Here is a 23,226-nt window from a genome sequence, read left to right as displayed (position 1 = left end):
ATACCGACGCTCTTCATGGCAAATGCCTTGGGAAATTCGCCGCCGAACTCTCGGTCCCTTTGACCTTGGTCGCGTTCTTCTGAAAACGCTCCCAACCGCTCATCGTCAGCATCTTAGTCTTCGACGATATCTCCACGAACTCCAGTTTCCCTGTGTTCATGAGACCGCGTATTTGAGCAGGGCTTAGCCCGACAATTTCGCTGAGTTGCTTGAGAGAAAGAAGACGTTCCTGGGTCAATTTCAGCCTCCATCGCTGGATATGAATGGAATCTCTTGTTCCGCACCTTTTGACATGATCAGATAGAATTAGGATAAGAATAACGTCATTTTGTGCAGTTTCGCTCGTTATGACGGCTGTGTCAATGGAACCTCGCATGCCGCAAGACAATAGGTCAGTTTTCGCTTCTATGGGCGCGCGGCTCGCAATTGCGCGCAATGAAGTCGGCCTCACACAAACGGCTATGGCAGAGGCGATTGGCGTCTCCCATCGTGCCTATCACAGCTACGAAAAGGGCCAGCGCGGTTTACCGGTCGAAGCCCTCGTGGCGATGGCCGACCGGTTTGAGGTTGATGCGGCGTGGATATTGCTCGGAACCAAGGCTGTCCGCGCGGCGCATGACTTCGAGGCGCTGAAGCGGATCGAGACCTCGCTCGATCAGCGCCTGAATGCAGAAGAAATCAAAATCAAAAGTGAAAAGCGCGGTGCCATCGTCGCGCGTTGGTACCAGTCGCATGTCGAGGGGCGGGAAGTAACGGATGATGACGTTCACACTTGGATCGAACTCGTAAGGGAGTAAGCAAATGCAAAAACCAAGCGACCATTGGAAGAAACTTCGCCGGGCCACTTTGGACCGGGCACGTCGTAATGCAATTGACCCTCTGGCACCGCTGCACTGGCTCTATGCCTTGGCGTGTATCGTTTACCTTGCCGGTTTCGTGGCTCTTCAGTTCCACCCCGGCGGCGCGGACCTTTCCGTACTGCTGGCAGTGATGCTTGTTCCGGTAGCTATTGCCGGCCTGCTGATCCCACTCCTGACCGGATCAGTTCTAACCCTGCATTTCACGAGCCGCCGCTTGGACGCGCTCACGATCGAGAACTAACTGGCGAGCAACGCCACAAAAGAAAGAAGGCACGGAAATGTCGGGCAAATATGACGATTTGAGCAAGGCACAACTGATCGAGCTTCTGGAAAAGCGTGACCAGACCAAGAAACTTGGGTTGGTCTGGGAGCACGACGAGATCGCTGCGGATCAGGCCATCCATGAGAACTTCATCGCCTGCGAGATCGTGCCTGAGTTGTCGGACAAACCTGCGCCTTGGGCGAACATGGTCATCGAGGGAGACAACTTCGATGCGCTACGTTGGCTTCGGATGACATTATCCGGGCGGGTAAAGTGCATCTATGTCGACCCAACATACAACACAGGCAACAAAGATTGGGTCTACAACGACCGCTACATGGATAAAGAAGACCGGTTTCGCCAATCCACGTGGCTAGAATTCTTGTACCAACGCTTCACCCTTGCGCGCGACCTGCGGGACGAAAACGGCGTGATGCTAGTTTCGATAAACGACGAGCAAAGGGCGCTCTTGGAACTCATGTTGGATGAAGCAATGCCGGGCATGAAACTGGGTTGTTTCGTCTGACGGACAAGGAAAGGTGGCTACGATAGTGGCAATTTCAGCAAGGATCATTACTTCGCTCTCGCATGTCCAACAGGAGCGGATCCGACCAGTTGAAGCTCTGCCCTTTGGATGTCGATGCCATTGTAATTCCCCCTTAGCTCGCTCAAGTGCCGAGTCTCAAAGAAAGAGCAGCTGATTAGACTTCGTCTGAAAACCAGCCTGTGACAGATTTTACTTCCAGGAATTCTTCGAACCCCCATGTGCCACCCTCGCGCCCGTTGCCGGACTGCTTGTATCCTCCGAAAGGAGACCCCGGCGCGCGGACTTCATTGTTGATTTCAACCATGCCCGAGCGCAGCGCTCTCGCGACACGATTGGCGCGGACTCCATCGCTGGTCTGGATGTAGTTGGCCAAGCCAAATGGCGTGTCATTTGCGAAGGCGATGGCGTCTTCTTCGGTATCAAACGGCATCATCGTCAGTACAGGACCAAAGATTTCTTCCTTAACGATGGTCATGTCGGTCGTGCAGTCTGCGAAGACCGTTGGTTTGACAAAGTAGCCACGATTGTGACCGTCCGGGCGGCCAGGACCACCGGCTGTGAGGTTCGCACCCTCTTGGATGCCAATGTCAATGTAGTTTTGGATGCGATCAAACTGTGAGGCATTCACGACCGGACCAATATGGGCGCCCGATTTTTGTGGTAGATCCACGGACAGGCTTTCGGCGACTTCGGTGGCTTCCTTAACCGCTTGGTCGTATCGGGATCGCTCTACCAACATGCGGGTCGGGGCGATGCAGGTCTGGCCGGAGTTGTTGAAGCAGCGGCGTGCGCCTGCTTTCACGGCGTTCTCAACGGCATCTGCGAAGATAATGTTGGCACCTTTACCACCAAGCTCAAGCGAAACACGTTTCACTGTATCGGCAGCATTTTTGGTGATCGCGACACCCGCACGTGTCGAACCGGTGAAAGACACAAGGTCAACATCTGGATGCGCGGTCAAGCAATTGCCGACACCTGCGCCGTCTCCGTTTACGAGATTGAAGACCCCAGCCGGAACACCCGCTTCGTCGAAAATTTCGGCGATGATCAGTGCCGAGAGTGGGGCTTCTTCAGACGGCTTCAGGACTGAGGTACATCCGGTTGCCATCGCCGGAAGCACCTTCAACAGCATCTGGTTCAACGGCCAGTTCCACGGGGTAATCAGCGCGCAAACACCGATCGGTTCGTATAGAATGTGATCGCGACGCCGGTCGGGGCGAAGCGCGTGACCAAAGTCGAAATTCTTCAGCACCTCGATGAACGCTTCAATATGGATTTCACCCAGTGCGGTATGCAGGCCATTGCTCAGATCAGTTGGAGCGCCCATTTCGTTGGTCACTGCATCCGCAAGCTCTGACCGACGCCGCCGGTAGATTGCCAGGATCTCTTCGAGAAGACCCAAGCGTTCTTCGCGTGTTGACACGCTCCAGCTTGGGAAAGCGGACTTCGCTGCCGCAACGGCGGCATCGGCATCAGCTGATCCGCCCAAAGAAATGGTCGCAATTGGATCTTCAGTCGCTGAGTCGATAACATGCCGATCAGTCCCGTTGATCGGGTCAACCCATTTGCCACCGATGAAAAACTTCCGCGCATCAATCATAAAGTGACGCCCCCTCCCTGCCGAACCCTTGCGGGCCGACCTTTCGCTTTGCGGTGAAGTAGCAAAAGACCACTGATCCTTCAATAAAATTCTGATATGTAGAATTACATTTTGCATATTGAAATTTTTCTTTTGTCTCTTTATGCAGTCAGGAATGCGGTTCAGGTCCGGGGGAGAGCGCTGTGACGCAGGTGGTCAGCAGTGAAACAAGAGACGGGATTGCCGTTATCTGCATTGATAACCCGCCCGTGAATGCGGCATCCTTTGCGGTGCGCAAGGGCTTGGTCGAGCAGATTGAAGCGTTTGAGGCCGACACCTTAGCCAAAGTGGCTGTCCTTATCGGTGCGGGTCGAACCTTCGTTGCGGGCGCTGACATCCGCGAATTTGGCAAGCCGCCCGAAGCCCCAATTCTTCCTGATGTGGTGTCGCGCATTGAAAACTGCGCAAAGCCCGTTGTTGCTGTAATCCATGGAACCGCCTTCGGGGGTGGCCTCGAGTTGGCCCTTGGCGCGCACTATCGCATCGCCTTGCCAAACGCGCAGATTGGCTTGCCCGAGGTCAAGCTAGGCATCATTCCCGGCGCTGGCGGCACGCAGCGATTGCCGCGTTTGGCGGGCATAGAGGCCGCTCTGGACATTGCGACTTCCGGGGCACCGATCGGTTCGGGAAAGGCGTTGGCATTAGGCATTGTGGATACCATCAGCGACGAGGGCGATCCTAAGGCGGCTGGACTAAAATTCGCAAAAGAGTTGGCCGCCACAGGCGGTTCTATCAGGCCAACGGGCGGGCTGCCTGCGCCGAAACTTGACAGTGCCGTTGCCGAGCGCTTCCGCCACAAGCTGAGCAAGTCCGCGCGTGGTCAGATTGCCCCGTTACGCTGCCTCGACGCTGTGCTCGCGAGCGCAACATTGCCAATCGAAGACGGCCTGAAACAAGAGCGCGACATTTTTATCGAATTGATGAACTCACCGCAAAGGGAGGGGCTGATCCACGCTTTCCTGAGCGAGCGCCAGGTCGCAAAACTACCTGAGATTGAGGGGATCACCCCCAGGAAAATTGCGAAGATCGGTGTTGTTGGTGGCGGCACCATGGGGTGTGGCATCGCTGTTAGCGCTTTGCTGAACGGATTACATGTCACGCTTATCGAGCGCGACGAAGATGGGGTGTCACGCGCCCGCATCGGCCTCGAACGTATCCTTGGTGGCAGCGTCACACGCGGTAAGCTCACGGCCGACAAAAGAGATGCCATGCTTGAAAAGCAATTTGCATATTCGACCGATTACAGCGCCCTGGGCCAAGCTGATCTGGTTGTTGAGGCCGTGTTCGAAAGTATGGAGGTCAAGAAAGAAGTCTTTGAACAGTTGGACCAACACTGCCGACCCGGTGCAATTCTTGCGTCCAATACCTCCTATTTGGATGTGAACGAGATTGCGCAATTCACATCCCGACCCGGTGATGTGCTGGGCCTGCATTTCTTCTCACCAGCGCATATAATGAAGCTGCTTGAAGTCGTTGTTGCCGACAAAACCGCACCCGATGTTGTTGCAACGGGCTTTGCACTGGCCAAGACACTAAGGAAAATCCCGGTGCGTGCGGGCGTCTGCGACGGTTTTATTGGCAACCGCATCCTCAACACCTATCGCACCCATGCCGATCATATGGTGCTGGATGGGGCTGATCCCTATCAGATTGACCGTGCGCTTGTCGCCGCCGGCTTCGCGATGGGACCATTCGCCGTCAGTGACCTGGCAGGTTTGGATATCGGTTGGGCGACACGCCAGCGCCTTGCCCCAACCCGCGATCCCCGTGAACGGATTGCCAAGTTTGCTGATGCCATGTGCGAGCAGGGCTGGTTTGGGGCAAAGACTGGACGAGGGTTTTATCTGCACGGGACAGACACGCCGCGCGGGACACCAAACCCCGAAGTGTTGCCGTTGATCGACGCGGACCGGGCCGAACGAGGCATAACGCCTCGCGCCTTTGCCGACGAAGAGATCGTCAATCGGTATATGGCTGCTATGGTGAACGAAGCGGCGAAGGTCGTTGGCGAAGGTATCGCCTTGCGCCCATTGGACGTCGATGTTGTCCTGCTGAATGGCTACGGTTTTCCGCGACATTTGGGAGGCCCGTTGCACTATGCAGACCAGATCGGCGTGAAGGTGATGCTCGAACGCGTCGAGTCCTACGCCACGGAGGATGCCTATTTCTGGACCCCGGCGCCGTTGCTGCAAGAGCTCGCAGACGAAGGCGGTAAATTTGCTGATCTCAACACATTAGAAAAGGGCACAAGTCATGCCTGAAGTTGTCATCGTATCTACGGCGCGCACGCCGCTCGCCAAATCTCATCGCGGGTCGTTTCACAACATGCATGGTGTAACCTTGGCTGGTGCAGCCGTCGAAGCCGCGGTTGATAGGTCGGGTATTGATCCTGAACTGATTGAGGATTGCTTCTTTGGCTGCGGCTATCCGGAAAACGCAACTGGACGCAATATTGCACGCCAGGCAGCGATCCGGGCCGGACTGCCAGACACCGTCGCAGGAACGACGGTAAACCGCTTCTGTGCCTCTGGTCTGCAAGCCATCGCCATGGGTGCGCAATACATCGCTATGAGCGGCGCTCCGGCGGTGATTGCGGGTGGCGTTGAATCTATCTCACGCTGCGTTCCCTCGCCCACTGAGTGCCCCGATGAATGGATGACCGAACACCGCCCCGATCTTTACCTGCCAATGATCGAGACGGCGGATATTGTTGCAAAGCGCTATGGCGTCAGCCGCACGGCACAGGATGCATACGCCCTACAAAGTCAGCACCGCACTGCCGCTGCACAGGAGGCAGGTCGTTTCAAGGATGAAATACTGACGATGGACGGCTGCAAGCCGGTCAAAGACAAACAGACCGGAGAGGTCACCTTGCAGGACGTCACCATCAGTGCGGATGAGTGCAATCGTCCGGGTACGACACTGGATGGGCTGCAGAGCCTCACCCCTGTACGTGGCGAAGATCAGTTCGTCACTGCGGGCAATGCGTCTCAGCTCTCGGATGGGTCCGCAGCGCTTATATTGATGGACGCTAAAGTCGCCGAACGCGAGGGTTTGGAGCCCTTAGGAGCATTCCGCGGTTTTGCCGTTGCTGGATGTGCGCCGGATGAGATGGGGATTGGTCCCGTTTTCGCTGTTCCCCGCTTGCTTGAGCGTCAAGGGAAGACAATCGACGATATCGATCTCTGGGAACTAAACGAGGCTTTTGCCAGCCAAGCGCTTTACTGTCGTGACCAACTTGGGATCGATAATGAGATTTGCAACGTAAATGGCGGGTCAATCTCGATCGGCCATCCTTTTGGCATGACAGGCGCACGTATGACAGGCCACCTGATGCTGGAAGGTCGCCGCCGTGGCGCCAAACTTGGCGTTGTTACGATGTGCATAGGTGGCGGCATGGGCGCCGCCGGCCTTTTTGAGATCTACTAGGGGAGAAGCTGATGAGTTCCGTCGACTACGATGCATTTCGCACCGAGGTGAAAGCCTTTCTCGCCAATGCCCTCTCAGAAAACTTGAAAGAAAAGATCCGCTTGGGTCTTCCAATGACCAAGGCCGACCATGAAGAATGGCACGCCATTCTGAACGACAAGGGCTGGCTGGCTGTAAACTGGCCCGTCGAATATGGCGGGACCGGTTGGGACGGAATGCAGCGCCAAATCTACGAGATTGAAGCCTGTTTGGCCAATGCCCCCCGCGTGGTGCCCTTTGGTCTGGCCATGATGGGGCCTATCCTTCAGAAATTCGGCAATGACACGCAGAAAGCCTATTTTCTTCCGCGCATTCTGAATGGCGAGCATTGGTGGTGTCAGGGCTATTCCGAACCGGGTGCGGGCTCTGACCTTGCCTCGTTAAAGACCAAAGCCGTGCGCGATGGCGATCACTACGTCGTAAACGGCCAGAAAACATGGACCACGCTCGCGCAGCACGCGAACTGGATCTTCTGCCTCGTGCGCACCGACCCGAATGCCAAGAAGCAAGAAGGCATCTCCTTTCTGCTCATCGACATGACCACCCCCGGCGTTGAGGTGCGTCCAATCGAACTTTTGGACGGGGATTGCGAGGTCAATGAGGTCTGGTTCGACAATGTCCGCGTGCCGGTCGAGAATCTGATCGGGGAAGAAAACGAGGGCTGGACCTATGCGAAGTACCTGCTCACCCATGAGCGGACCAACATCGCAGGCGTAGGGTTCTCCAACGCGAACCTGATCGCCCTCAAGGCCATTGCGCAAAAGGAACAACTGAACGGCCAGCCACTTGCTGACAACCCAAGGTTCGCGGCGCGAATGGCCGAGGTCGAGATTGATCTGATGGCAATGGCCACCACCAACTTGCGGACCATCGCCAAGGTCGCGTCAGGACAAGCCCCCGGTGTCGAGAGCTCGATGCTCAAGATCAAAGGTACCGAAATTCGGCAGGAGATCGACGACCTGACCCGCCGCGCTGTTGGGCCCTATGCAGTGCCGAAAAGCCTCGACGCTCTCGCGGAAGGCAATAACAACGAACAGATCGGGCCAGACTACGCCGCATCGGCCAGTGTGAAGTATTTCAACAACCGGAAACTGACGATCTTTGGTGGGTCCACTGAGGTCCAGCGTTCGATCATCAGCAAATCCGTTCTCGGTCTGTAGGGGAGCAGTCAGATGCAGTTCGGAGATACCGAAGATCGCCGCATGCTTTCGGATATGTTGCGCCGTTTCCTGGCCGAAAATTACGCAAACGACATGCGCTCAAAGCTCGCTGAAACACAATCCGGGTTCTCCGCTGAAATCTGGGCAGGGCTGGCCGAGCTTGGTATCATCGGCGCGCTCTTTAGCGAAGAGGTTGGCGGATTTGGTGGCGCAGGTTTCGATATCTCTACCGTCTTCGAAGAGCTCGGCCGAGCCGGCACCGTCGAACCGTTGCTGGACACGCTATACGCTGGCGGCCTGATCGCTGATCTGGGAGATGAGGCGCAAAAAGAGCTGCTTGCGCCCGTGATCGCTGGCGAAAAGCAAATCGCCTTTGCGCATGGTGAGCCCGGAAGCCGGTATGACTTATCCCACGTGGAAACTCACGCCGCACAAACCGCCGCTGGATTTACCCTCACCGGCGCAAAGTCTGTCGTGGGCAATGGTGCTGCGGCAGACACCATCGTGGTCAGCGCTCGCACCTCAGGAGAGGTGCGCGATGCCAACGGAATCTCCTTGTTTGTGGTCCCGGTGAACGCAAAAGGCTTATCGCGAAAGCCCTACGCAAAATTGGATGGCGGAAATGCAGCGGAAATCGCGTTGGACGGTGTCGAAGTCCCGTCCTCCGCCCTGCTCGGCCCACTCGGTTGCGCCTTCGATGCAATCGAATTCCGCGCGGCCTCTGCAATCACGGCCATCTGCGCCGAAGCGCTCGGCGCTATGGAGCAAGCCAAAGACCTCACTGTCGAGTATCTAAAGACCCGTCAGCAGTTCGGCCGTCCTATCGGAAAGTTTCAGGCGCTACAGCACCGCATGGTCGAAATCTTGATTGACGTTGAACAGGCGCGGTCAGCAGTCATCAACGCAGCGGATCATCTCGAAGGCGACCGCCTGACGCGCGAACGGATGGTGAGTGCCGCAAAGAACCTGATCGGCCGGACCGGGCGTCGGATCTCGGAAGAATGCGTCCAAATGCACGGCGGCATCGGCATGACCGAGGAATATGCGCTGTCCCATTTCGCGCGCCGTCTGATCCTGATCGACCATGTATTAGGCGATGCAGACCACCACCTTGAACGCTTTATCGCGCTTGGGAAGTCTGCATGACAGGACCGGACATCATAGTTGGTGAAAGCCCGATCCAGCGACTCTTGGGCTTTGTCGTGGACATCTCGGACAAAGGGGGATCGGCGCGCTGTTTCCTGGACATTCGTGACGATCACATCAACCGCAACGGCGTAGTGCATGGCGGGATTATCACCACATTGCTTGATTGCGCGGGCGGGTTCACCGCCGGTTTGGCGACCGATGGGGACGGGTCTGTCCCCTGTCTGACGATCTCATTGAACGTGCAGTTCATGGCTCCGGCGATTTCAGGCCGCGTGACGGCAAGCGCAAAGCGGCGAGGCGGTGGGCGCAAGCTGCACTTTCTCGACATGCAACTGACGGATGAAAATGGCCGCGTGCTTGCGACGGCACAAGGTGTCTTCAAACCAGCCAGTCGGCCCACTCCGGACGAGAGGCCAACACAATGACAGCCGAAGTCACAGTAGAAGATCTTGGTGACCGGCTGATTGTCACCAATCGTAACGCGGCACAGCGGAACCCCCTGTCGGAAGAGTTCTATCGGAAGCTGGGGGCAGCCGTTGAGGCGGCCAACAAAGAGCATAGGATCGGGGCGGTGGTTTTGACAGGGGAAGGAAACTTCTTCTGTTCGGGTGGCAACCTCAACATGTTGAAAGAACGCAGCGCGCTGTCATTCGAAGGTCGTCAAAACAAGATCGACGAACTTCAGAACCTGATCCGTGCCATAAGGGGCTGCCGCAAGCCATTGATCGCCGCGGTCGAGGGCGGCGCTGCGGGTGCTGGGGTCTCGCTGGCGCTTGCGTGTGATTTTCTGGTTGCATCAAAAGAGGCCCAGTTCACCCTGGCCTATGTGAAAGCGGGCCTTACCCCGGATGGCGGCGTCACCAGCGCATTGCTGCAAGCATTACCGCGTGCGCTGGTGAATGAGATGTGTTTGCTTGCGACACCCATTTCGACCGAGCGCCTGTACAGTTTGGGTGCCGTTAACGTCGCCTGTGAACAAGGTGAGGCCATGACCGAGGCCCTAGCGCTGGCGGATCGTCTTGTCGCCGGTCCGATCCAGACAATTGGCGACATTAAGGCGCTTCTGACTGACGCGTTTGAACTAACCGATGACCAACAACTGGACCATGAGCGCGATGCAATCGCGCGCGCACTTGTCGCGCCGGAAGGTCAGGAAGGGATCAACGCGTTTCTGAGCAAGCGCCGACCCAATTTCAGAGAGTTGGAGATCAAGTGATGAACATACAGAATAAACTCGATCCGCTCTTTCATACCGCGGTGACCGAAACCTATGGTACGCGGCTACCTATCGTGGCGGGCGGTCTGATGTGGCTGTCCGATGCGCATTACGTTTCTGCCGCTGCCCAGGCAGGCATTGTGTCGTTCATTACCGCCGCGACCTTTCCCGATCCGGACGATCTTCGTGCCGAAATTCGAAAATGCCGTGACCTGTGCAACGGTGCCCCCTTTGGGGTCAACGTCTCCATGTTGCCCAAACTTGTGCCCGGCGAACAAACCGAAAGCGTCTTCCGACTGATTGCTGAAGAAGGGGTCAAGTTTGTCGAAACCTCAGGCCGGAACCCCGAAGCGTTTATGCCGATCTTGAAAGATGCTGGGATCACCACGTTGCACAAGGTGCCCAGCGTCCGTTTCGCAGTAAAGGCACAATCCGTCGGCGTCGATATGGTTTCTATCGTGGGTGCGGAATGTGGTGGTCATCCGGGCCTCGATATGATCGGAAGTCTGGTAAATTCGGCCCTGGCAGAGCGGCGCCTCACAATTCCTTACCTGATTGGTGGCGGCATCGGGAGCGGGTCGCAAATCGTCGGTGCGCTCGCCATGGGTGCGGCGGGCGTCGTGATTGGCACCCGGTTTCTCGTTGCAGAAGAGATCAAGGCGCATCCAAACTTCAAGCAAGCTCTGATCGACGCCACCGAAAATGACACGTCGCTCACCCTGCATTCGGTCCGCAACACCGTCCGGTCGCTGACCAACGAAACAACCAAAATCGTTGCTGAGCTTGAGGCCAATGACCCCAACATCGGCATCGAAGCACTGCTTCCTTACGTGTCTGGCCAGATTGGCCGCAAAGCCTATGAGACGGGTGATGTGACCAAAGGGATCCTCTCTGCCGGTCATGCATTGGGATTTGTGGACAGGGTTCAGCCCCTTGCGGATATCGTGCGTCAGTTGGAGGCTGAAGCAGAAAAGTCGCTGGCCCGTTTGTCAAACATCTCACGGCAATTGCATGCGCAGACTTAGCCGGAACAAAGGGTAATCTCTCATGAATCGCATTCATCAGATTCTGGACCGTTGGCAGGGCGAACATGGCTCCGCCGCCGCGATCATCACGCATGATGGTCGTACCATCAGCTATGCGGAGTTGGCCGACGCCGTCGATCAAGCCACCAGTGTTTTGCGCGACCACGGTGTGCAAGGTGGTGATCGGATCATGATTCTGGCCGAAAACTCCCTCTCAACGATTGCCTTCTTCCACGCCGCCAGTTCCTTGGATGCCTGGGCAATTCCCGCAAACGCGCGCATGACGCTCCCCGAAATCCAGCGGGTATTGGACCATGCTCGCCCTCGTGCCGTTGTGTGTACGACAGACGTGTCCGAGCAGGCCGTCAAAACAGCGAAAGAGCTTGGCGCAAAGACCATTCAGGCGGCCTTTGGCGAGGTGGCGGTTGCAGCACCGTATGAAAGTGCGCCCGAGCCAGTCGATCCAACCGCCGAGCAGGTTGCCGTCTTGATGTATACGACCGGCACGACCGGCGCGCCAAAAGGCGTGATGATGAGCCATGCCAACGTGCTCTTCACCAGCAAGGTCTCCTCACATACTCGCGGCATTGGGCCAGCGGATACGGTGTATCTCGCTTTGCCGATGTCCCATGTCTTCGGCCTTGTCTCGACCATGTGCGCCACGCTTTTTGCTGGCGGCACTTTGAAATTGGAGTGCAAATTCTCTGCCGAAGCTCTCTATCAGGCACTCGACATGGGAGTGACCGTGCTCCCGGCTGTGCCACAGATGCATGCGCATCTTATGAAGTATGCGCGTGACCGGGGGGTTACTCGTATCGAAGGAAGCAAGCTGCGCTACGTCTCTTCGGGTGCGGCGCCCCTTGATCCGACCTGGAAGCGGGAGGCTGAAGCGTTCTTTGGACTACCGCTGCAAAACGGCTACGGCATGACGGAAACAACAGCCGGGATATGCATGACGCGATCCGACATTGGCGACCCAGACGTCAGCGTCGGCGTCCCGTTTCCGGGGGTCGAGGTTCATCTTGCCAATAGTGAAAACACCGATGGCGTGGGCGAGATTCTCGTGCGCGGCGGCAATGTGATGAAGGGATACTACAAGCTTCCTGATCTCACGAATGCGGCGTTCAATGACGAAGGCTGGTTTCATACTGGCGACTTGGGACGTTTCGATGATGCGGGCCGGCTGCATATTGCAGGTCGCAGCAAGGAAATGATCATTCGTTCGGGCTTCAACATTTTTCCGATTGAGGTTGAGGCCGCGCTGAACGACCACCCTGACGTCGTTCAATCCGCTGTGGTCGGACGCAAGGTCGAAGGTGCGAACGAGGAGGTTCTTGCCTTCGTTCAGGTTGTCAAAGGCGCGAAGGTGACACCTGACGATCTCAAGGCACATGCTGCAAGCGTTCTCACCGCCTACAAGCGTCCTTCTATTATCATTTTGACAGAGACGCTTCCGGCGGCGGCCACTGGTAAGATCCTGAAACATAAGCTGATCGAGACCTTTCACAAGGAGCTGGCAGAGACCGGCTGACACATTTGCCGAGGCCGAGAATCGGCACGTGGTGAGCACGATCAACACTGCCAAAAGCTTGCGTTGACATTTCATTAAGTAGAATGTAATTCCACTAAGTAGAATTTATCGTTTGGGAGGAACGACATGAATACGCTTCTAGGCCTGATTACAGGCGCTGGACTTTCTGTGGGTCTGGCAACAGCCGCAGCAGCAGAAACGACCATCTTTTACGGCCACCCGGGGCCAGCACGAGGACCAGCGCCTGCGACGCTGAACTGGTTTGCGGATCGGGTCGAAGAGCTGTCCGGCGGCGACTTGAAATTCGACATTCAATACGGTGGCGCACTCTTCAAAGCACCAGCCTCCGTCCCATCGGTCAGCCGTGGCGTGTCTGACGGCGGCACAATCATCTCCGCGTACTTCCAAAAGGAAATGGCGGCCTACTCGCTCGCCGACCTGCCCATCGGCGGTGCCAACAGCTGGGTGTCCATGCGCGCAACGGACCGCCTGATGCGAACGGTTCCTGAGGTGACAGAGCATCTTGCAAAGCAAAATCTCGTTTACATTGGCACTATGACAGCCTCGAGCGTGAACTTGGCCTGCAAAGGGGTCGAGGTGAACACCATTGAGGATGTCGAAGGGCTCAAGGTCCGCGGCGCGGGCGTATACGGCAAAGTGTTCGGCGAACTTGGCGCAACCATGGTGTCCATGAGCGTCTATGAGGCCTACCAGGGCCTGGACACCGGCTTGCTGGATTGCACGCAAGGCTATGACTACGTGGTCGATGCGCTGAAATGGGGTGAGCAAATCAGCAGCTACACCGTCATGAATTGGGGCCAAATCGGCGGCTACGGCGTGTTCATGAACAAGCAGACCTATGACGCTTTGACAGACGCGCAAAGAGAAGTGTTGACCCAGGCTGGCACTGAAATGTCCGATGTCTTTGCCGAGAATGTGACAAACGCGAACTCAGCCGCTATCGACGGCATGCAGGCGAACGCAGACATCAGTGTCATCAGCGTCACCGCAGATGAAGTTGCGCGCCTCAATTCCGCCTCTGAGCCTTTCGTCGAAGCCTGGAAAGAAAACGCAGCCAGCGTCGGCCTTGACCCCGACCAACTGATCGAAGTCTTCACCGCAGCGGTCGAGGAATATGCCGCAGAGTACGACGCCAAGGGATATCCTTGGAACCGTTCCAACTAGCAAGGTCGTCGAGCGCGGGTCACCCCCGCGCTCGATTCCAATCAATAGCGGGGGGCGAAATGCTCAGACTGATGGAACGGGCCTTTCTTGAGGTCGCTACGGTTTCAGTCATCGTACTTGCGATCCTGATCTTCGTAGATGTCCTGGCGGTGAATTTCTTTGGCTCCTATGTCCCGGACATGATTGTCATGGTGCGCGAGCTGATGGTTCTGGCAATCGTTCTGCCGCTCGCTGCTGCCACAGCCAATCGATCCCATATTGCTGTCGAGTTTGTAACCAACATGTTTCCGCAGACCATCGTGAACTGGTTTGCCGCGTTCGGCACGTTGTTTGCCTTTGTCGCCTTGGCACCGCTCATCTGGTCTGCCTGTCAAGACCTGATCTACCAGCTAAACGTCGGAAGCAGTTTTTACGGCGACCTCAATCTCCCGCAATGGCCCGGACGACTGGGCTTTCTGATCGGCATTGTTCTGTGCTGGCTTCGCCTCGGAACATTGATTTTCATGGACTTCGCGACGGCGCTCAAAGGCACTGATCTTCCTCAACCCGACACCGACCCCAACGCTTAACTCGACGGGACAGACGCTATGGATCCGATCACCATTGGGTTGATTGCCTTTGCAACGACGCTCTTGTTGCTCGCTATTCGCATCCCAATCGCATTTGCTTTGATTGGAGTTGCGACCGCGACGGCTTTTGCCATCTTCGCATTCCGCAGTGGCACATTCATGCCAGATCGCGCATGGGCCGCGACTTCGCAATTGGTGTTCACCAATGCGTTCGATCTTATCCACTCATTTGATCTTTCGATGATCCCGCTGTTTATCGCGCTCGGCAACGTCGCTTATAGAGCCGGAATAACGACCGCTGTTTACAATGCCGCACGCGTTTGGATGCAAAACCTGCGCGGCGGGATTGCGGCGGCGTCGGTTGTCGGTTGCGGCGGGTTTTCTGCAATTACCGGGTCTAGCATCGCCTGTGCATCCACAATGGGCAAAATCTGCACGCCGGAAATGCTCAGGCTGGGTTATGACCCGCGCCTGGCAACGGCAAGCGTCGCGGCTGGCGGCACGCTGGGCTCACTGATCCCGCCGTCTGTGTTGTTCATCATCTACGCGATCTTTACCGAAACTTCGGTGAACAAGCTTTTCATTGCGGGTGTCTTGCCGGGGATACTCACACTTATCGGTTTCCTGCTGGTCATTTACGTATGGATCGTGCTGAACCCGTCCGTGGCACCGGGTCGTGAACCGGCCTCATCCTGGGGAGAAAAGCTGGATGCGATGCGCGATGCCTGGCCGGCTGCGCTGATCTTTCTGATCGTCTTCGTCGGCATCTATGGCGGCTTCTTCACTGCCACGTCCGCAGCCGCCGTTAGCGTAGTGGTCACCACCATCATCGGATTTGCCAAGCGCACGCTGGACCTGAAAGGCTTTTGGGAAGCCATTCGTGAGACTTGCGTGCAAACAACCGCCATCTTCTTTGTCGCGGCGGGTGCCAAGATATTTGTCGCAGCCACGGCTCTGACCGGTGTTGCGCCCGAGCTTGTGCAAATGGTCAGTAACGCAAACCCCAGCCTTCCGGTCCTGCTGTTCTGTATCTGCCTGGTCTATCTCGTGCTGGGCATGTTCCTTGATCCCATAGGTATCATGGTGCTGACACTGCCGTTGCTGGTACCGCTTGTGGAAGCTTACGGTTTGAACCTGATCTGGTTCGGAGTGGTTGTGGTCAAGCTGCTTGAGATCGGTCTGATTACGCCGCCCGTTGGCTTGAACGTCTTTGTTCTGTCCAACGTCGTGGGCAAAGCCGCACCGATTGGCACGGTGTTCGCGGGTATTTGGCGCTTCCTATGCGCAGATATTGTCGTTCTATTTCTGATCGTTGCCTTCCCTGCGATTTCTTTGGTGTTGTCGCAAGCCGTGCAATAAGGAGGCAAGACATGATAGGGAGCGAATTAGCTTCTCAAAATCCTCAGGACGAACTCATCTTGGACCAAAAGCCAGAGAAAAAATTTGCGAACACTTTGGCCCGCGGCCTGAGCATTCTACGCGCATTCAGACCTTCTGATAACGGACTAGGCAATCTGGAAATCTCGGAACGGACCGGGATACCACGGTCAACCGTATCGCGCCTCACGTTCACACTGTGTCAAGAACGGTATCTGACACATGGGCGGCACCACGAGAAGTATCACCTTGGTCCCGCTGCTTTTGCTCTTGGCAATATCGCGTCAGCCTCGTTTAGGTTTGTTGAGACCGCCGCGCCCATTATGCGTCAATTGGCAGAGACCACTGAGAACCTCATTGGCGTTTCAATCTATGATCAGGGCGAGATGTTGATGGTGAAAACCTGGCGTCCCTCCGAGTCGCCAACGATTTGGATCGATGTAGGGTACCGTATCCCAGTGCTCGGCTCGTCTACTGGCGCTGCCTATCTCGGCTCATTGAATGACGACGAATTGGCGCGTGTGACCAACAGCGTCGAAGCGACCAAAGCCCGTGCCATGCGAAAGCTCGCCGCAGAGGCGAAAGACAATATGCTTGCCACAGGCTATGCGATTGTTGCGGACGACAGCCGTTACTCGAAATCGATCAACGCGGTTGCGACACCTTTCCGGACCACGGAATTCGCCGAACCAGTGTCATTCTTCTGCAGCGGCGAGGCAGCCAAGCTGACAGAAGCGAAAATGGCCACCGAAGTCGGCCCTGCACTGGTCAACGCTGTCGGGGATCTTCAGCGCCTTTCCGGCTAGTACCGACTGCGAAGTGGCCAAGACCCAAACACATGAACTGGGTCGCCCCGGTCAGATCCCAAAAAGAGACAGTTGGCTGCCGAATTTGATGCTCTTTCAAGCGTCAGAAATTCGGCAGATTAATAGAAATGAACGAGCCGAAAGGAGGGAGCGATGGAGTACAAAACGATCAGCGTCGCGGTGAAGGGGCGCGCAGCAACAATTACTCTCAACCGGCCAGAGCGCTTGAATGCGATTGTTGGCGCAATGCCCGGCGAAATCCGGCACGCTGTCGAAACGCTCGATAATGACAGCGGTGTTCATGCGATTGTTGTTGAGGGGGCAGGCAAAGGGTTTTGCGGCGGTTACGACCTCAAACACTACGCTGAACGCGAAGGCGAAATCACCGGAAACCAGGAAATGCCTTGGGATCCAACGATCGATTTTCGGTTTATGTGGAAGAACACCGATGACTTCATGTCGCTTTGGCGCTCCAACACGCCAACAATTGCAAAGGTACACGGCGCAGCCGTTGCCGGCGGGTCCGACATCGCCCTGTGTTGCGACTTCCTCATCATGGCGGATGATGCGCGAATTGGATATCCGCCCGCGCGCGTCTGGGGCGTGCCGACACCGTCCATGTGGGTCTATCGCCTGGGCCTGCAGAAGGCGAAGCACATGATGATGACCGGCAAGCTGATGACCGGAACAGAAGCGCTCGCCGATGGGCTGGCGCTCGACGCCGTGGCGGAGGCGCAACTGGGAGCGCGCGTGGATCAGTTGCTTCACGAGATCGTAGCCGTGCCAAAAAACCAGTTGATGATGACGAAAATGGTGGTCAACCAAGCCTATGAAAACATGGGGCTCAAACATACACAGATGCTGGCCACGTTCTTTGATGGCGTGTCACGCCATACACCCGAGGGGATCTGGTTCCGAGAACGTGCGCAAGAAGTAGGGATGAAGCAGGCGGTAAGTGAACGCGACAGCGGCGCGCCAATAGCTGAAGGTGCGTCCAAGCCCATCCCAAGAACGGATTGAGGCAACGGCGAAGAAAGGGAACACGACAATGAACCCAAAAATGTGCTCACTTTTTGCCTGGGCCGGATCGGTCTTCATCGTCATTCTTTGCGGCTCGTTTTTGCTGATGGGGTTCTTACCCCCCATTCCTGCATTCATGGGTGCAGAGGCCGCCGCGGAAAAATTTGAGGACAATCGCACAGCAATCCGTGCGGGCGCCACGGCCATAATGCAGTCTTGCACACTTATGTTCCTATGGGTCGCAGCGATCTCGGTACAAATTCGTCGTATTGGTGGTGAGCAGGCTAGAACCCTGAGCTACGGCCAACTGCTTCTCGGTTTTGCTGGCAATATCGTCTTCCTGCTCATGTCTTTTGCGTGGACAATTGCCGCTTTCAGAGCAGAGCGTTCGGCCGAGCTGGTTGCCATGCTCAATGACATCGGCTGGTTGATCGTAGTGATGCCCGTGATGCCGCTGACGCTGCAGGCCTTTGTGATTGCTTTGGCCATCCTATCGGACAAACGGGATGAGCCGCTTTTTCCTCGCTGGGCGGCGTATCTTAACTTCTGGGTTGGCATCTTGTTCCTACCCGGTGCTGTGACGACATTTTTTAAGACGGGTCCATTTGCATGGCACGGGCTCCTCGTCTTCTGGGTGCCGATTGTCGCATTCATTGGCTGGGTGTTCACTATGGCCTGGCTTGTCAGCCGGGCGGCGACTAGGCCCTCGGGGGACTAAATGCCCGCCGCCGACATCAAAGCGCAGCCAAAGCGCCTACCGGGTGATGAGGGCATGTGGGTCTTCGTGTTAGGAGACCTGCTGATGTTCTCTCTATTGTTTGCAACGTATCTGTTCTACCGCGCACAAGCACCGGCGGACTATGAAGCCGCACAGCAAACACTGAACCTGGCTTTGGGAACCATAAACACGCTTGTTTTGCTAACAAGTTCCCTCTTTGTCGCCAAAGCATTGCGGTCCGCGCGGCAAGGCGCACCCAAAACGATGCACACTCAAATCAATATGGCCATTGGGCTTGGCGCCTTATTCTGCACGATAAAGATCATTGAATACGCGCAGAAAGCCTCCGCCGATATCGGCCTTGGCTCTGGTGAGTTCTTCATGTTCTTCTTCATGCTCACCGGCATCCATTTGGTGCATGTGCTGATCGGGCTGGCCGCTCTGTTTGTGACCACGCAGCGTATTGCATCCGATCCAAGGTTGCTGGAAAGCAGCGCGATCTACTGGCACCTCGTCGACCTTCTTTGGGTTGTATTGTTCCCGCTGCTTTACCTGATCCGCACATGAAATATCTCAGGGATCCATTGACCCTTGTCTGGCTCGGCCTATGCGTTGCGACAGTTCTTTCAACAATCATGAGCGGGCAGTCGTTTGGGTCGTCACGGCTTTCGGGATTGATCGTCCTTGGAATCGCATTTGCTAAGGCTCATCTAGTCATTGATCACTTCATGGAGTTGCGCCATGCGCCCAATGTCTGGCGCGCCGTACTCGCCGCTTGGATCGTCCTGACATTCTCCGTGCTGGGGACTCTGCTGTTGACGTCAATCTAGGAAATCTTGTTAAACCTACACTACAAAAGATGCCGCGTTTCGGCATTGTTCAAGTGCTGCTTCCCTTAGCAATTGCTAAAACGGTTTTCCTGTGCGTGCGTCATTCTGCGAGTGCACTGTTGGTCGGTAATGGCTCACAGCGGCCGAGTGCACTTGCACCGCCGCCGCTGCCGGTCGGTTTTTTATAACTGCCGGTTCCAGGGATGATAAAATCCCAATGCCAGCACGGTGCCGGTGATTGGGTTTGGAGGGTGGATCGGAGGGCAAATCATGCCAAGAGTCCAACTTCCCGCAACCACCCCGAAACGCAGAGCCTGGAACAAAGGGCGGATCATCGGTCAAAAACGGCCTTTGCTGGCCAAGCAGGTCTGGGCAATCCGGGCACGGCTCGAACTAGCGGGCTATCTACGCGATCTGGCTTTGTTCAATGTCGCGATCGACAGCAAGCTGCGTGGCTGTGATCTGGTCAAATTGACTGTTTCTGACCTTAACCTGCTCCCCCGAGAGTCCGCGTTTTTCAGTTAGCTCTGTTCAGGGTTTGGTCCTCTCTTGACCTTTGGTGATACTCCCACGGGGTGAGCCCGTCGAGGCTCGAGTGTGGGCGGTGGTGATTGTAGTCGGGGCGCCATGCCGCGATCATGCGGCAGGCATGGCGCAAAGACGGGAACAGGTGTTCGTTCAGGCATTCCTCGCGCATTACCAATGGCTCGTGTTGGACCTCACGCCAATTGAGATCATATAGTTCCAAGCAGACATACCCAGCGTCGATAGGCCGTGTCAGGATACACTGGGCACATTTTGGACTGTCAAAGTGTCCCAGCCATATTCGGGTCCGCCGGATCATCAGCCTGGGACTGGTCTGCAGTGCCTCAGAACAATTCCAGATCGTTGCCAGTTGTTTTCGACGCGCTGACCTGTTCGACCGTTTCTTGCGGCGCATCGGTGCGCATCTTCTGCATGACGCGCCCCGACGCGGGCCAAAACATCAGATGCCGTGCGGTTTGCCCTCCAAGAGAATGACTCTCGCAGGTGATACCCTCCTGCTCAAGAAATTCCAGAATGAAGTCACTGTTCTTCTGGCCGATATCGCTTAAGCCCGCGACCATGCGTGCGCCGCCAAAGGCTTTTGCATGAAGCCGACCCCGCGACCCTCCCTTCTTGAGGATCTCGTTGATCAGCAACTCCATCGCGTTGACCCCAAGCATCTGGGACATGCCATCATTGGCCGAGGAACTGGTCAAAAGCATGTGGTTCATGCCGCCCACCCCCGCCTCCGGATCCCATAGGCAACAGGAAACGCATGATCCCAGCAATGTGGTGATCACCATATCGGGATCCGACCCAACGGCCTGTTCTCCCTGGGTTATATGCACACGCGTCCCGCTCATATCGACTACCCATCCTGTCCCGCAGCAGATAACTGCCGACTGGCGCGCAACGCGGGACCAATGTCTTCCACAGACGCCTCTTTCTGGACCGCGCCCAACGCCATCGCGGCCTTGGGCATCCCATAGACCACACAGGTATCCTCACTCTGACCAAAGGTTTTTGCGCCGGCCTGCGCGAGCTCCAACAGGCCCTCCGCTCCGTCCCGGCCAAGCCCGGTCAGCAGCGCGGCGGAGATATGTTTGGCCCCGGTCGTTGCCGATTTGAACATCACGTCCACGGACGGGCAGTGCAAGGCAGGCGGATCATTGGGCACAAAGACGCAGTACCATTGGCCGCCACGATAGCGCAGCTCCGTATGACGGTCGTTGCCAGGCGCTAGGACAACGTCGCCATTTTCCAATGGTCTGTTTTCACTGGCCAGATAGACGTTTTGAGATAACTGTCGATCAAGCCTTTCGGCGAAACTTGTCAGGAAGTTCCCCGGCATATGCTGAACAATCATCACGGGCGGGCCATATGGGTCGAGGGTCGGCAAGACGGTTTCGAGCGCGGCCACCCCACCTGTCGATGCCCCTATGAGTAAAAGCGCCCCGCGCCGGTAGTTGTGTCGCGCCGCAGGCGCGGCAGGCGCCGGCGATGGAGCGGTTGCGGACGGCGCCGCAGGCGCGGCCCCGGATTGCAACCGCATTTGCAACTGAGACGGCCGCGTACAGGCCGCATGATAGACACGCTCACAAATATCCTGTGTGAGCTCTTCCCCGTAGGTCGACGTGGGCTTGACCATGCAGTCAATCGCCCCGCGGGACAGCGCCTGGATGGCCGCATCGCTGCCAGCGGCCGTCAGGCTCGACATCATCACCACGGGCATCGGCCGAGCGCGCATCAAACGCGTGAGAAATTCCAACCCGCTCATCCCCGGCATCTCAATATCGAGTGTCAACACGTCTGCCTGATGCGCCTTGAGAAAGTCGCGAGCTTCGACGGCTGTGGCGGCCTCGCCAACGACCTCCAACCGAGGATCAGACGACATCACCGCGCGCAACCAGTGTCGCATGGCCCGTGAGTCGTCGACGATGAGAACCCGTTTCGATGCCCCAGAATTTGGTCGTATCGCCGCCGTAGACAGTCCTGTCACTGCAAACCTCGTGCCTTGTCTTGCAGACAGCAGACCTGAAAGCCCGCCGCCGTGATGACCGGTATGGCAAAGAGTTATGAAGCGTCGCTTAATAAAGACGCGGTATGACAGATCAAAAATGCGGTTTAGGCCGCGCGGTCGGCAATCATCTGGCGCGAGACGATCAGCCGCATGATTTCGTTGGTCCCTTCCAGGATCTGATGCACGCGCAGGTCGCGCACAATCTTTTCGATCCCGTAGTCGGCCAGATACCCATAGCCGCCGTGGATCTGCAGGGCTTCATTGGCCACGTCGAAGGCCACATCGGTCACAAAAACCTTGGCCATGGCACAGTGTTTTGTGGCATCCGCCGCCGCGGTATCGAGCTTCCAGGCCGCCTGGCGCAGGAACACCCGTGCGGCCTGCAGCTTCACCTCCATATCGGCCAGTTTGAACTGCAGCGACTGGAACCGGTCGATGGATTGGCCAAAGGCCTTGCGCTCGGCTGCGTAGGCCAATGCGGCATCGAGGGTCGCCTGCGCCCCGCCCAAAGCCGAGGCCGCAATATTGAGCCGCCCGCCATCAAGCCCGGCCATCGCGTAGGAAAACCCGCGCCCCTCCTCACCCAGAAGATTTGCAGCCGGAATCACACAGTCATCAAACTGCACCTGCGCGGTGGGCTGCGCGCGCCACCCCATCTTTTTCTCCAACCCGCCGAAAGACAAGCCGTCAGTGCCGGTCTCGATGATGACGGCTGAAATGCCCCGCGGCCCTGCGTCGCCTGTGCGCACCATGGTCAGATAAGCGTCCGAATAGCTGCCGCCGGAGATGAACGCCTTGGTGCCGTTCAGGCGGTAGCCTTCGTTGGTGCGGTCCGCCCGGGTGCGCAGCGCCACCGCATCCGAGCCGGAGCCCGGTTCTGTCAGGCAGTAGGAGAAAATGGTCTCCATCCGGCAGAGCGCGGGCAGCCATTTCTCCCGGCTTTCATCCGAGCCGAATTTTTCGATCATGCCACCACACATGTTGTGGATAGACAGAAAGGAGGCCACCGCCGGGCAGGCCATCGACAGGGCCTCAAACACCAGCGTCGCGTCGAGCCGCGACAGGCCTGAGCCGCCGTGCTCTTCTGAGACGTAGATGCCGCCCAGCCCCAGCTCCGCCACTTTTGGCCAAAGATCCTTGGGGATGGTCCCCTGCTCTTCCCAATCGAGCGCGAAGGGCGCGATATGCTCCTGACCGAAGGCATGCGCCATGTCAAAGATTGCGGTCTGTTCCTCGGTCTGTGCGAAATCCATGCCTGAACTCTCCTGCCGTCCCCCGGGGTCTTGGGGTTTGGGATAGCATCAATTGAATTGAAAGCG

Annotated in this window: 24 protein-coding genes and 2 pseudogenes; 20 read left to right on the top strand and 6 right to left on the bottom strand. The window is 56.8% G+C overall.

What is annotated here, in order from left to right; genetic code table 11:
* Window positions 1-13: 13 nt before the first annotated feature.
* Window positions 14-238: a hypothetical protein gene (locus So717_RS21195; RefSeq protein WP_159981100.1), complete on the bottom strand. Its 225-nt coding sequence runs from the start codon at window positions 236-238 to the stop codon at window positions 14-16.
* Window positions 239-347: 109 nt separating this feature from the next.
* Here So717_RS21195 and So717_RS21190 point away from each other — a divergent pair, with 109 nt between their 5' ends.
* Genes So717_RS21190 through So717_RS21180 form a run of 3 tightly spaced genes read left to right on the top strand, consistent with a single transcriptional unit; the run spans window position 348 to window position 1,648 of the window.
* Entirely contained in the window at window positions 348-797 is a 450-nt protein-coding gene (locus So717_RS21190) for a helix-turn-helix domain-containing protein (RefSeq protein WP_306439511.1), read from the top strand.
* Window positions 798-801: 4 nt separating this feature from the next.
* Window positions 802-1,101, top strand: coding sequence for a hypothetical protein (locus tag So717_RS21185; protein ID WP_159981094.1), 300 nt, complete (start codon window positions 802-804; stop codon window positions 1,099-1,101).
* Window positions 1,102-1,138: 37 nt separating this feature from the next.
* Window positions 1,139-1,648 carry a DNA methyltransferase gene (locus So717_RS21180; RefSeq protein ID WP_159981092.1) on the top strand — a complete coding sequence of 170 codons (510 nt, stop codon included), beginning with the start codon at window positions 1,139-1,141 and terminating at the stop codon, window positions 1,646-1,648.
* 175 nt (window positions 1,649-1,823) lie between these two features.
* On the opposite strand, the gene So717_RS21175 is transcribed toward So717_RS21180, so the two are convergent.
* Window positions 1,824-3,269, bottom strand: coding sequence for an aldehyde dehydrogenase family protein (locus tag So717_RS21175; protein WP_159981089.1), 1,446 nt, complete (start codon window positions 3,267-3,269; stop codon window positions 1,824-1,826).
* A gap of 182 nt (window positions 3,270-3,451) precedes the next feature.
* Between So717_RS21175 and So717_RS21170 the strand changes: the two genes are divergently transcribed.
* The 17 genes and pseudogenes from So717_RS21170 to So717_RS22470 all read left to right on the top strand — a co-directional run.
* On the top strand, window positions 3,452-5,569 hold the full coding sequence (locus So717_RS21170; protein ID WP_159981086.1) for a 3-hydroxyacyl-CoA dehydrogenase NAD-binding domain-containing protein: 2,118 nt from the start codon (window positions 3,452-3,454) through the stop codon (window positions 5,567-5,569).
* Window positions 5,562-6,737, top strand: a complete 1,176-nt coding sequence (locus So717_RS21165) for an acetyl-CoA C-acyltransferase (RefSeq protein WP_159981084.1) — start codon at window positions 5,562-5,564, stop codon at window positions 6,735-6,737. The genes So717_RS21170 and So717_RS21165 overlap by 8 nt, the downstream gene beginning before the upstream one ends.
* An 11-nt stretch (window positions 6,738-6,748) precedes the next feature.
* Window positions 6,749-7,936: an acyl-CoA dehydrogenase family protein gene (locus So717_RS21160; protein WP_159981081.1), complete on the top strand. Its 1,188-nt coding sequence runs from the start codon at window positions 6,749-6,751 to the stop codon at window positions 7,934-7,936.
* A gap of 12 nt (window positions 7,937-7,948) precedes the next feature.
* Window positions 7,949-9,082, top strand: a complete 1,134-nt coding sequence (locus So717_RS21155) for an acyl-CoA dehydrogenase family protein (protein WP_159981078.1) — start codon at window positions 7,949-7,951, stop codon at window positions 9,080-9,082.
* Window positions 9,079-9,510 carry a PaaI family thioesterase gene (locus So717_RS21150; protein ID WP_159981075.1) on the top strand — a complete coding sequence of 144 codons (432 nt, stop codon included), beginning with the start codon at window positions 9,079-9,081 and terminating at the stop codon, window positions 9,508-9,510. The genes So717_RS21155 and So717_RS21150 overlap by 4 nt, the downstream gene beginning before the upstream one ends.
* Window positions 9,507-10,301: an oxepin-CoA hydrolase, alternative type gene (locus So717_RS21145; RefSeq protein ID WP_159981072.1), complete on the top strand. Its 795-nt coding sequence runs from the start codon at window positions 9,507-9,509 to the stop codon at window positions 10,299-10,301. The genes So717_RS21150 and So717_RS21145 overlap by 4 nt, the downstream gene beginning before the upstream one ends.
* Window positions 10,301-11,326, top strand: a complete 1,026-nt coding sequence (locus So717_RS21140; protein ID WP_159981069.1) for an NAD(P)H-dependent flavin oxidoreductase — start codon at window positions 10,301-10,303, stop codon at window positions 11,324-11,326. Before So717_RS21145 ends, So717_RS21140 begins: the two co-directional genes overlap by 1 nt.
* A 22-nt stretch (window positions 11,327-11,348) precedes the next feature.
* The gene (locus So717_RS21135; protein WP_159981067.1) at window positions 11,349-12,857 is read left to right on the top strand and encodes a class I adenylate-forming enzyme family protein; all 1,509 of its coding nucleotides are present in this window, start codon (window positions 11,349-11,351) and stop codon (window positions 12,855-12,857) included.
* 126 nt (window positions 12,858-12,983) lie between these two features.
* Window positions 12,984-14,042, top strand: a complete 1,059-nt coding sequence (locus So717_RS21130) for a C4-dicarboxylate TRAP transporter substrate-binding protein (RefSeq protein ID WP_159981064.1) — start codon at window positions 12,984-12,986, stop codon at window positions 14,040-14,042.
* A gap of 59 nt (window positions 14,043-14,101) precedes the next feature.
* Complete coding sequence (locus So717_RS21125) at window positions 14,102-14,611, top strand: TRAP transporter small permease (RefSeq protein ID WP_159981062.1); 510 nt, start codon at window positions 14,102-14,104, stop codon at window positions 14,609-14,611.
* Between the two features lie 18 nt (window positions 14,612-14,629).
* Window positions 14,630-15,970: a TRAP transporter large permease gene (locus So717_RS21120; RefSeq protein ID WP_159981059.1), complete on the top strand. Its 1,341-nt coding sequence runs from the start codon at window positions 14,630-14,632 to the stop codon at window positions 15,968-15,970.
* Window positions 15,971-15,981: 11 nt separating this feature from the next.
* Window positions 15,982-16,794 carry an IclR family transcriptional regulator gene (locus tag So717_RS21115; RefSeq protein WP_238841164.1) on the top strand — a complete coding sequence of 271 codons (813 nt, stop codon included), beginning with the start codon at window positions 15,982-15,984 and terminating at the stop codon, window positions 16,792-16,794.
* Window positions 16,795-16,947: 153 nt separating this feature from the next.
* Window positions 16,948-17,814, top strand: a complete 867-nt coding sequence (locus So717_RS21110; RefSeq protein WP_159981056.1) for a crotonase/enoyl-CoA hydratase family protein — start codon at window positions 16,948-16,950, stop codon at window positions 17,812-17,814.
* A gap of 28 nt (window positions 17,815-17,842) precedes the next feature.
* A complete protein-coding gene (locus So717_RS21105) occupies window positions 17,843-18,532 on the top strand; it encodes a hypothetical protein (RefSeq protein WP_159981053.1) in 690 nt (229 codons plus the stop codon).
* The gene (locus tag So717_RS21100) at window positions 18,533-19,099 is read left to right on the top strand and encodes a cytochrome c oxidase subunit 3 family protein (RefSeq protein WP_159981050.1); all 567 of its coding nucleotides are present in this window, start codon (window positions 18,533-18,535) and stop codon (window positions 19,097-19,099) included.
* The gene (locus So717_RS22705; RefSeq protein ID WP_159981048.1) at window positions 19,096-19,362 is read left to right on the top strand and encodes a cytochrome C oxidase subunit IV family protein; all 267 of its coding nucleotides are present in this window, start codon (window positions 19,096-19,098) and stop codon (window positions 19,360-19,362) included. The genes So717_RS21100 and So717_RS22705 overlap by 4 nt, the downstream gene beginning before the upstream one ends.
* A gap of 270 nt (window positions 19,363-19,632) precedes the next feature.
* Window positions 19,633-19,851 (top strand): annotated as a pseudogene (locus tag So717_RS22470) (integrase); the annotation flags it as partial.
* Window positions 19,852-19,879: 28 nt separating this feature from the next.
* Here So717_RS22470 and So717_RS21085 read toward each other — a convergent pair.
* The 4 genes and pseudogenes from So717_RS21085 to So717_RS21070 all read right to left on the bottom strand — a co-directional run.
* A pseudogene (locus So717_RS21085) lies at window positions 19,880-20,059 on the bottom strand (integrase core domain-containing protein); the annotation flags it as partial.
* Window positions 20,060-20,231: 172 nt separating this feature from the next.
* Window positions 20,232-20,576, bottom strand: coding sequence for a chemotaxis protein CheD (locus tag So717_RS22465; protein WP_275113694.1), 345 nt, complete (start codon window positions 20,574-20,576; stop codon window positions 20,232-20,234).
* Window positions 20,577-20,755: 179 nt separating this feature from the next.
* On the bottom strand, window positions 20,756-21,805 hold the full coding sequence (gene cheB / locus So717_RS21075) for a chemotaxis-specific protein-glutamate methyltransferase CheB (protein WP_159981044.1): 1,050 nt from the start codon (window positions 21,803-21,805) through the stop codon (window positions 20,756-20,758).
* Between the two features lie 206 nt (window positions 21,806-22,011).
* Window positions 22,012-23,160, bottom strand: coding sequence for an acyl-CoA dehydrogenase family protein (locus So717_RS21070; protein ID WP_159981042.1), 1,149 nt, complete (start codon window positions 23,158-23,160; stop codon window positions 22,012-22,014).
* Between the last annotated feature and the right edge of the window lie 66 nt (window positions 23,161-23,226).

The organism is Roseobacter cerasinus (assembly GCF_009811755.1).
In the GTDB taxonomy this organism is placed as follows: domain Bacteria; phylum Pseudomonadota; class Alphaproteobacteria; order Rhodobacterales; family Rhodobacteraceae; genus Roseobacter; species Roseobacter cerasinus.
The sequence above is the reverse complement of the archived record's forward strand: the minus strand, read 5'-3'. Positions and strand labels throughout refer to the sequence as shown.

Bases quoted from the DNA above. Each gene is read 5' to 3' on its own strand.
- So717_RS21190 (WP_306439511.1), top strand. From the start codon at position 348: ATGACGGCTGTGTCAATGGAACCTCGCATGCCGCAAGACAATAGGTCA.
- So717_RS21185 (WP_159981094.1), top strand. From the start codon at position 802: ATGCAAAAACCAAGCGACCATTGGAAGAAACTTCGCCGGGCCACTTTG.
- So717_RS21180 (WP_159981092.1), top strand. From the start codon at position 1,139: ATGTCGGGCAAATATGACGATTTGAGCAAGGCACAACTGATCGAGCTT.
- So717_RS21175 (WP_159981089.1), bottom strand. From the start codon at position 3,269: ATGATTGATGCGCGGAAGTTTTTCATCGGTGGCAAATGGGTTGACCCG.
- So717_RS21165 (WP_159981084.1), top strand. From the start codon at position 5,562: ATGCCTGAAGTTGTCATCGTATCTACGGCGCGCACGCCGCTCGCCAAA.
- So717_RS21160 (WP_159981081.1), top strand. From the start codon at position 6,749: ATGAGTTCCGTCGACTACGATGCATTTCGCACCGAGGTGAAAGCCTTT.
- So717_RS21155 (WP_159981078.1), top strand. From the start codon at position 7,949: ATGCAGTTCGGAGATACCGAAGATCGCCGCATGCTTTCGGATATGTTG.
- So717_RS21150 (WP_159981075.1), top strand. From the start codon at position 9,079: ATGACAGGACCGGACATCATAGTTGGTGAAAGCCCGATCCAGCGACTC.
- So717_RS21145 (WP_159981072.1), top strand. From the start codon at position 9,507: ATGACAGCCGAAGTCACAGTAGAAGATCTTGGTGACCGGCTGATTGTC.
- So717_RS21140 (WP_159981069.1), top strand. From the start codon at position 10,301: ATGAACATACAGAATAAACTCGATCCGCTCTTTCATACCGCGGTGACC.
- So717_RS21135 (WP_159981067.1), top strand. From the start codon at position 11,349: ATGAATCGCATTCATCAGATTCTGGACCGTTGGCAGGGCGAACATGGC.
- So717_RS21130 (WP_159981064.1), top strand. From the start codon at position 12,984: ATGAATACGCTTCTAGGCCTGATTACAGGCGCTGGACTTTCTGTGGGT.
- So717_RS21125 (WP_159981062.1), top strand. From the start codon at position 14,102: ATGCTCAGACTGATGGAACGGGCCTTTCTTGAGGTCGCTACGGTTTCA.
- So717_RS21120 (WP_159981059.1), top strand. From the start codon at position 14,630: ATGGATCCGATCACCATTGGGTTGATTGCCTTTGCAACGACGCTCTTG.
- So717_RS21115 (WP_238841164.1), top strand. From the start codon at position 15,982: ATGATAGGGAGCGAATTAGCTTCTCAAAATCCTCAGGACGAACTCATC.
- So717_RS21110 (WP_159981056.1), top strand. From the start codon at position 16,948: ATGGAGTACAAAACGATCAGCGTCGCGGTGAAGGGGCGCGCAGCAACA.
- So717_RS21105 (WP_159981053.1), top strand. From the start codon at position 17,843: ATGAACCCAAAAATGTGCTCACTTTTTGCCTGGGCCGGATCGGTCTTC.
- So717_RS21100 (WP_159981050.1), top strand. From the start codon at position 18,533: ATGCCCGCCGCCGACATCAAAGCGCAGCCAAAGCGCCTACCGGGTGAT.
- So717_RS22705 (WP_159981048.1), top strand. From the start codon at position 19,096: ATGAAATATCTCAGGGATCCATTGACCCTTGTCTGGCTCGGCCTATGC.
- So717_RS22465 (WP_275113694.1), bottom strand. From the start codon at position 20,576: ATGTCCCAGATGCTTGGGGTCAACGCGATGGAGTTGCTGATCAACGAG.
- cheB (WP_159981044.1), bottom strand. From the start codon at position 21,805: ATGCGACACTGGTTGCGCGCGGTGATGTCGTCTGATCCTCGGTTGGAG.
- So717_RS21070 (WP_159981042.1), bottom strand. From the start codon at position 23,160: ATGGATTTCGCACAGACCGAGGAACAGACCGCAATCTTTGACATGGCG.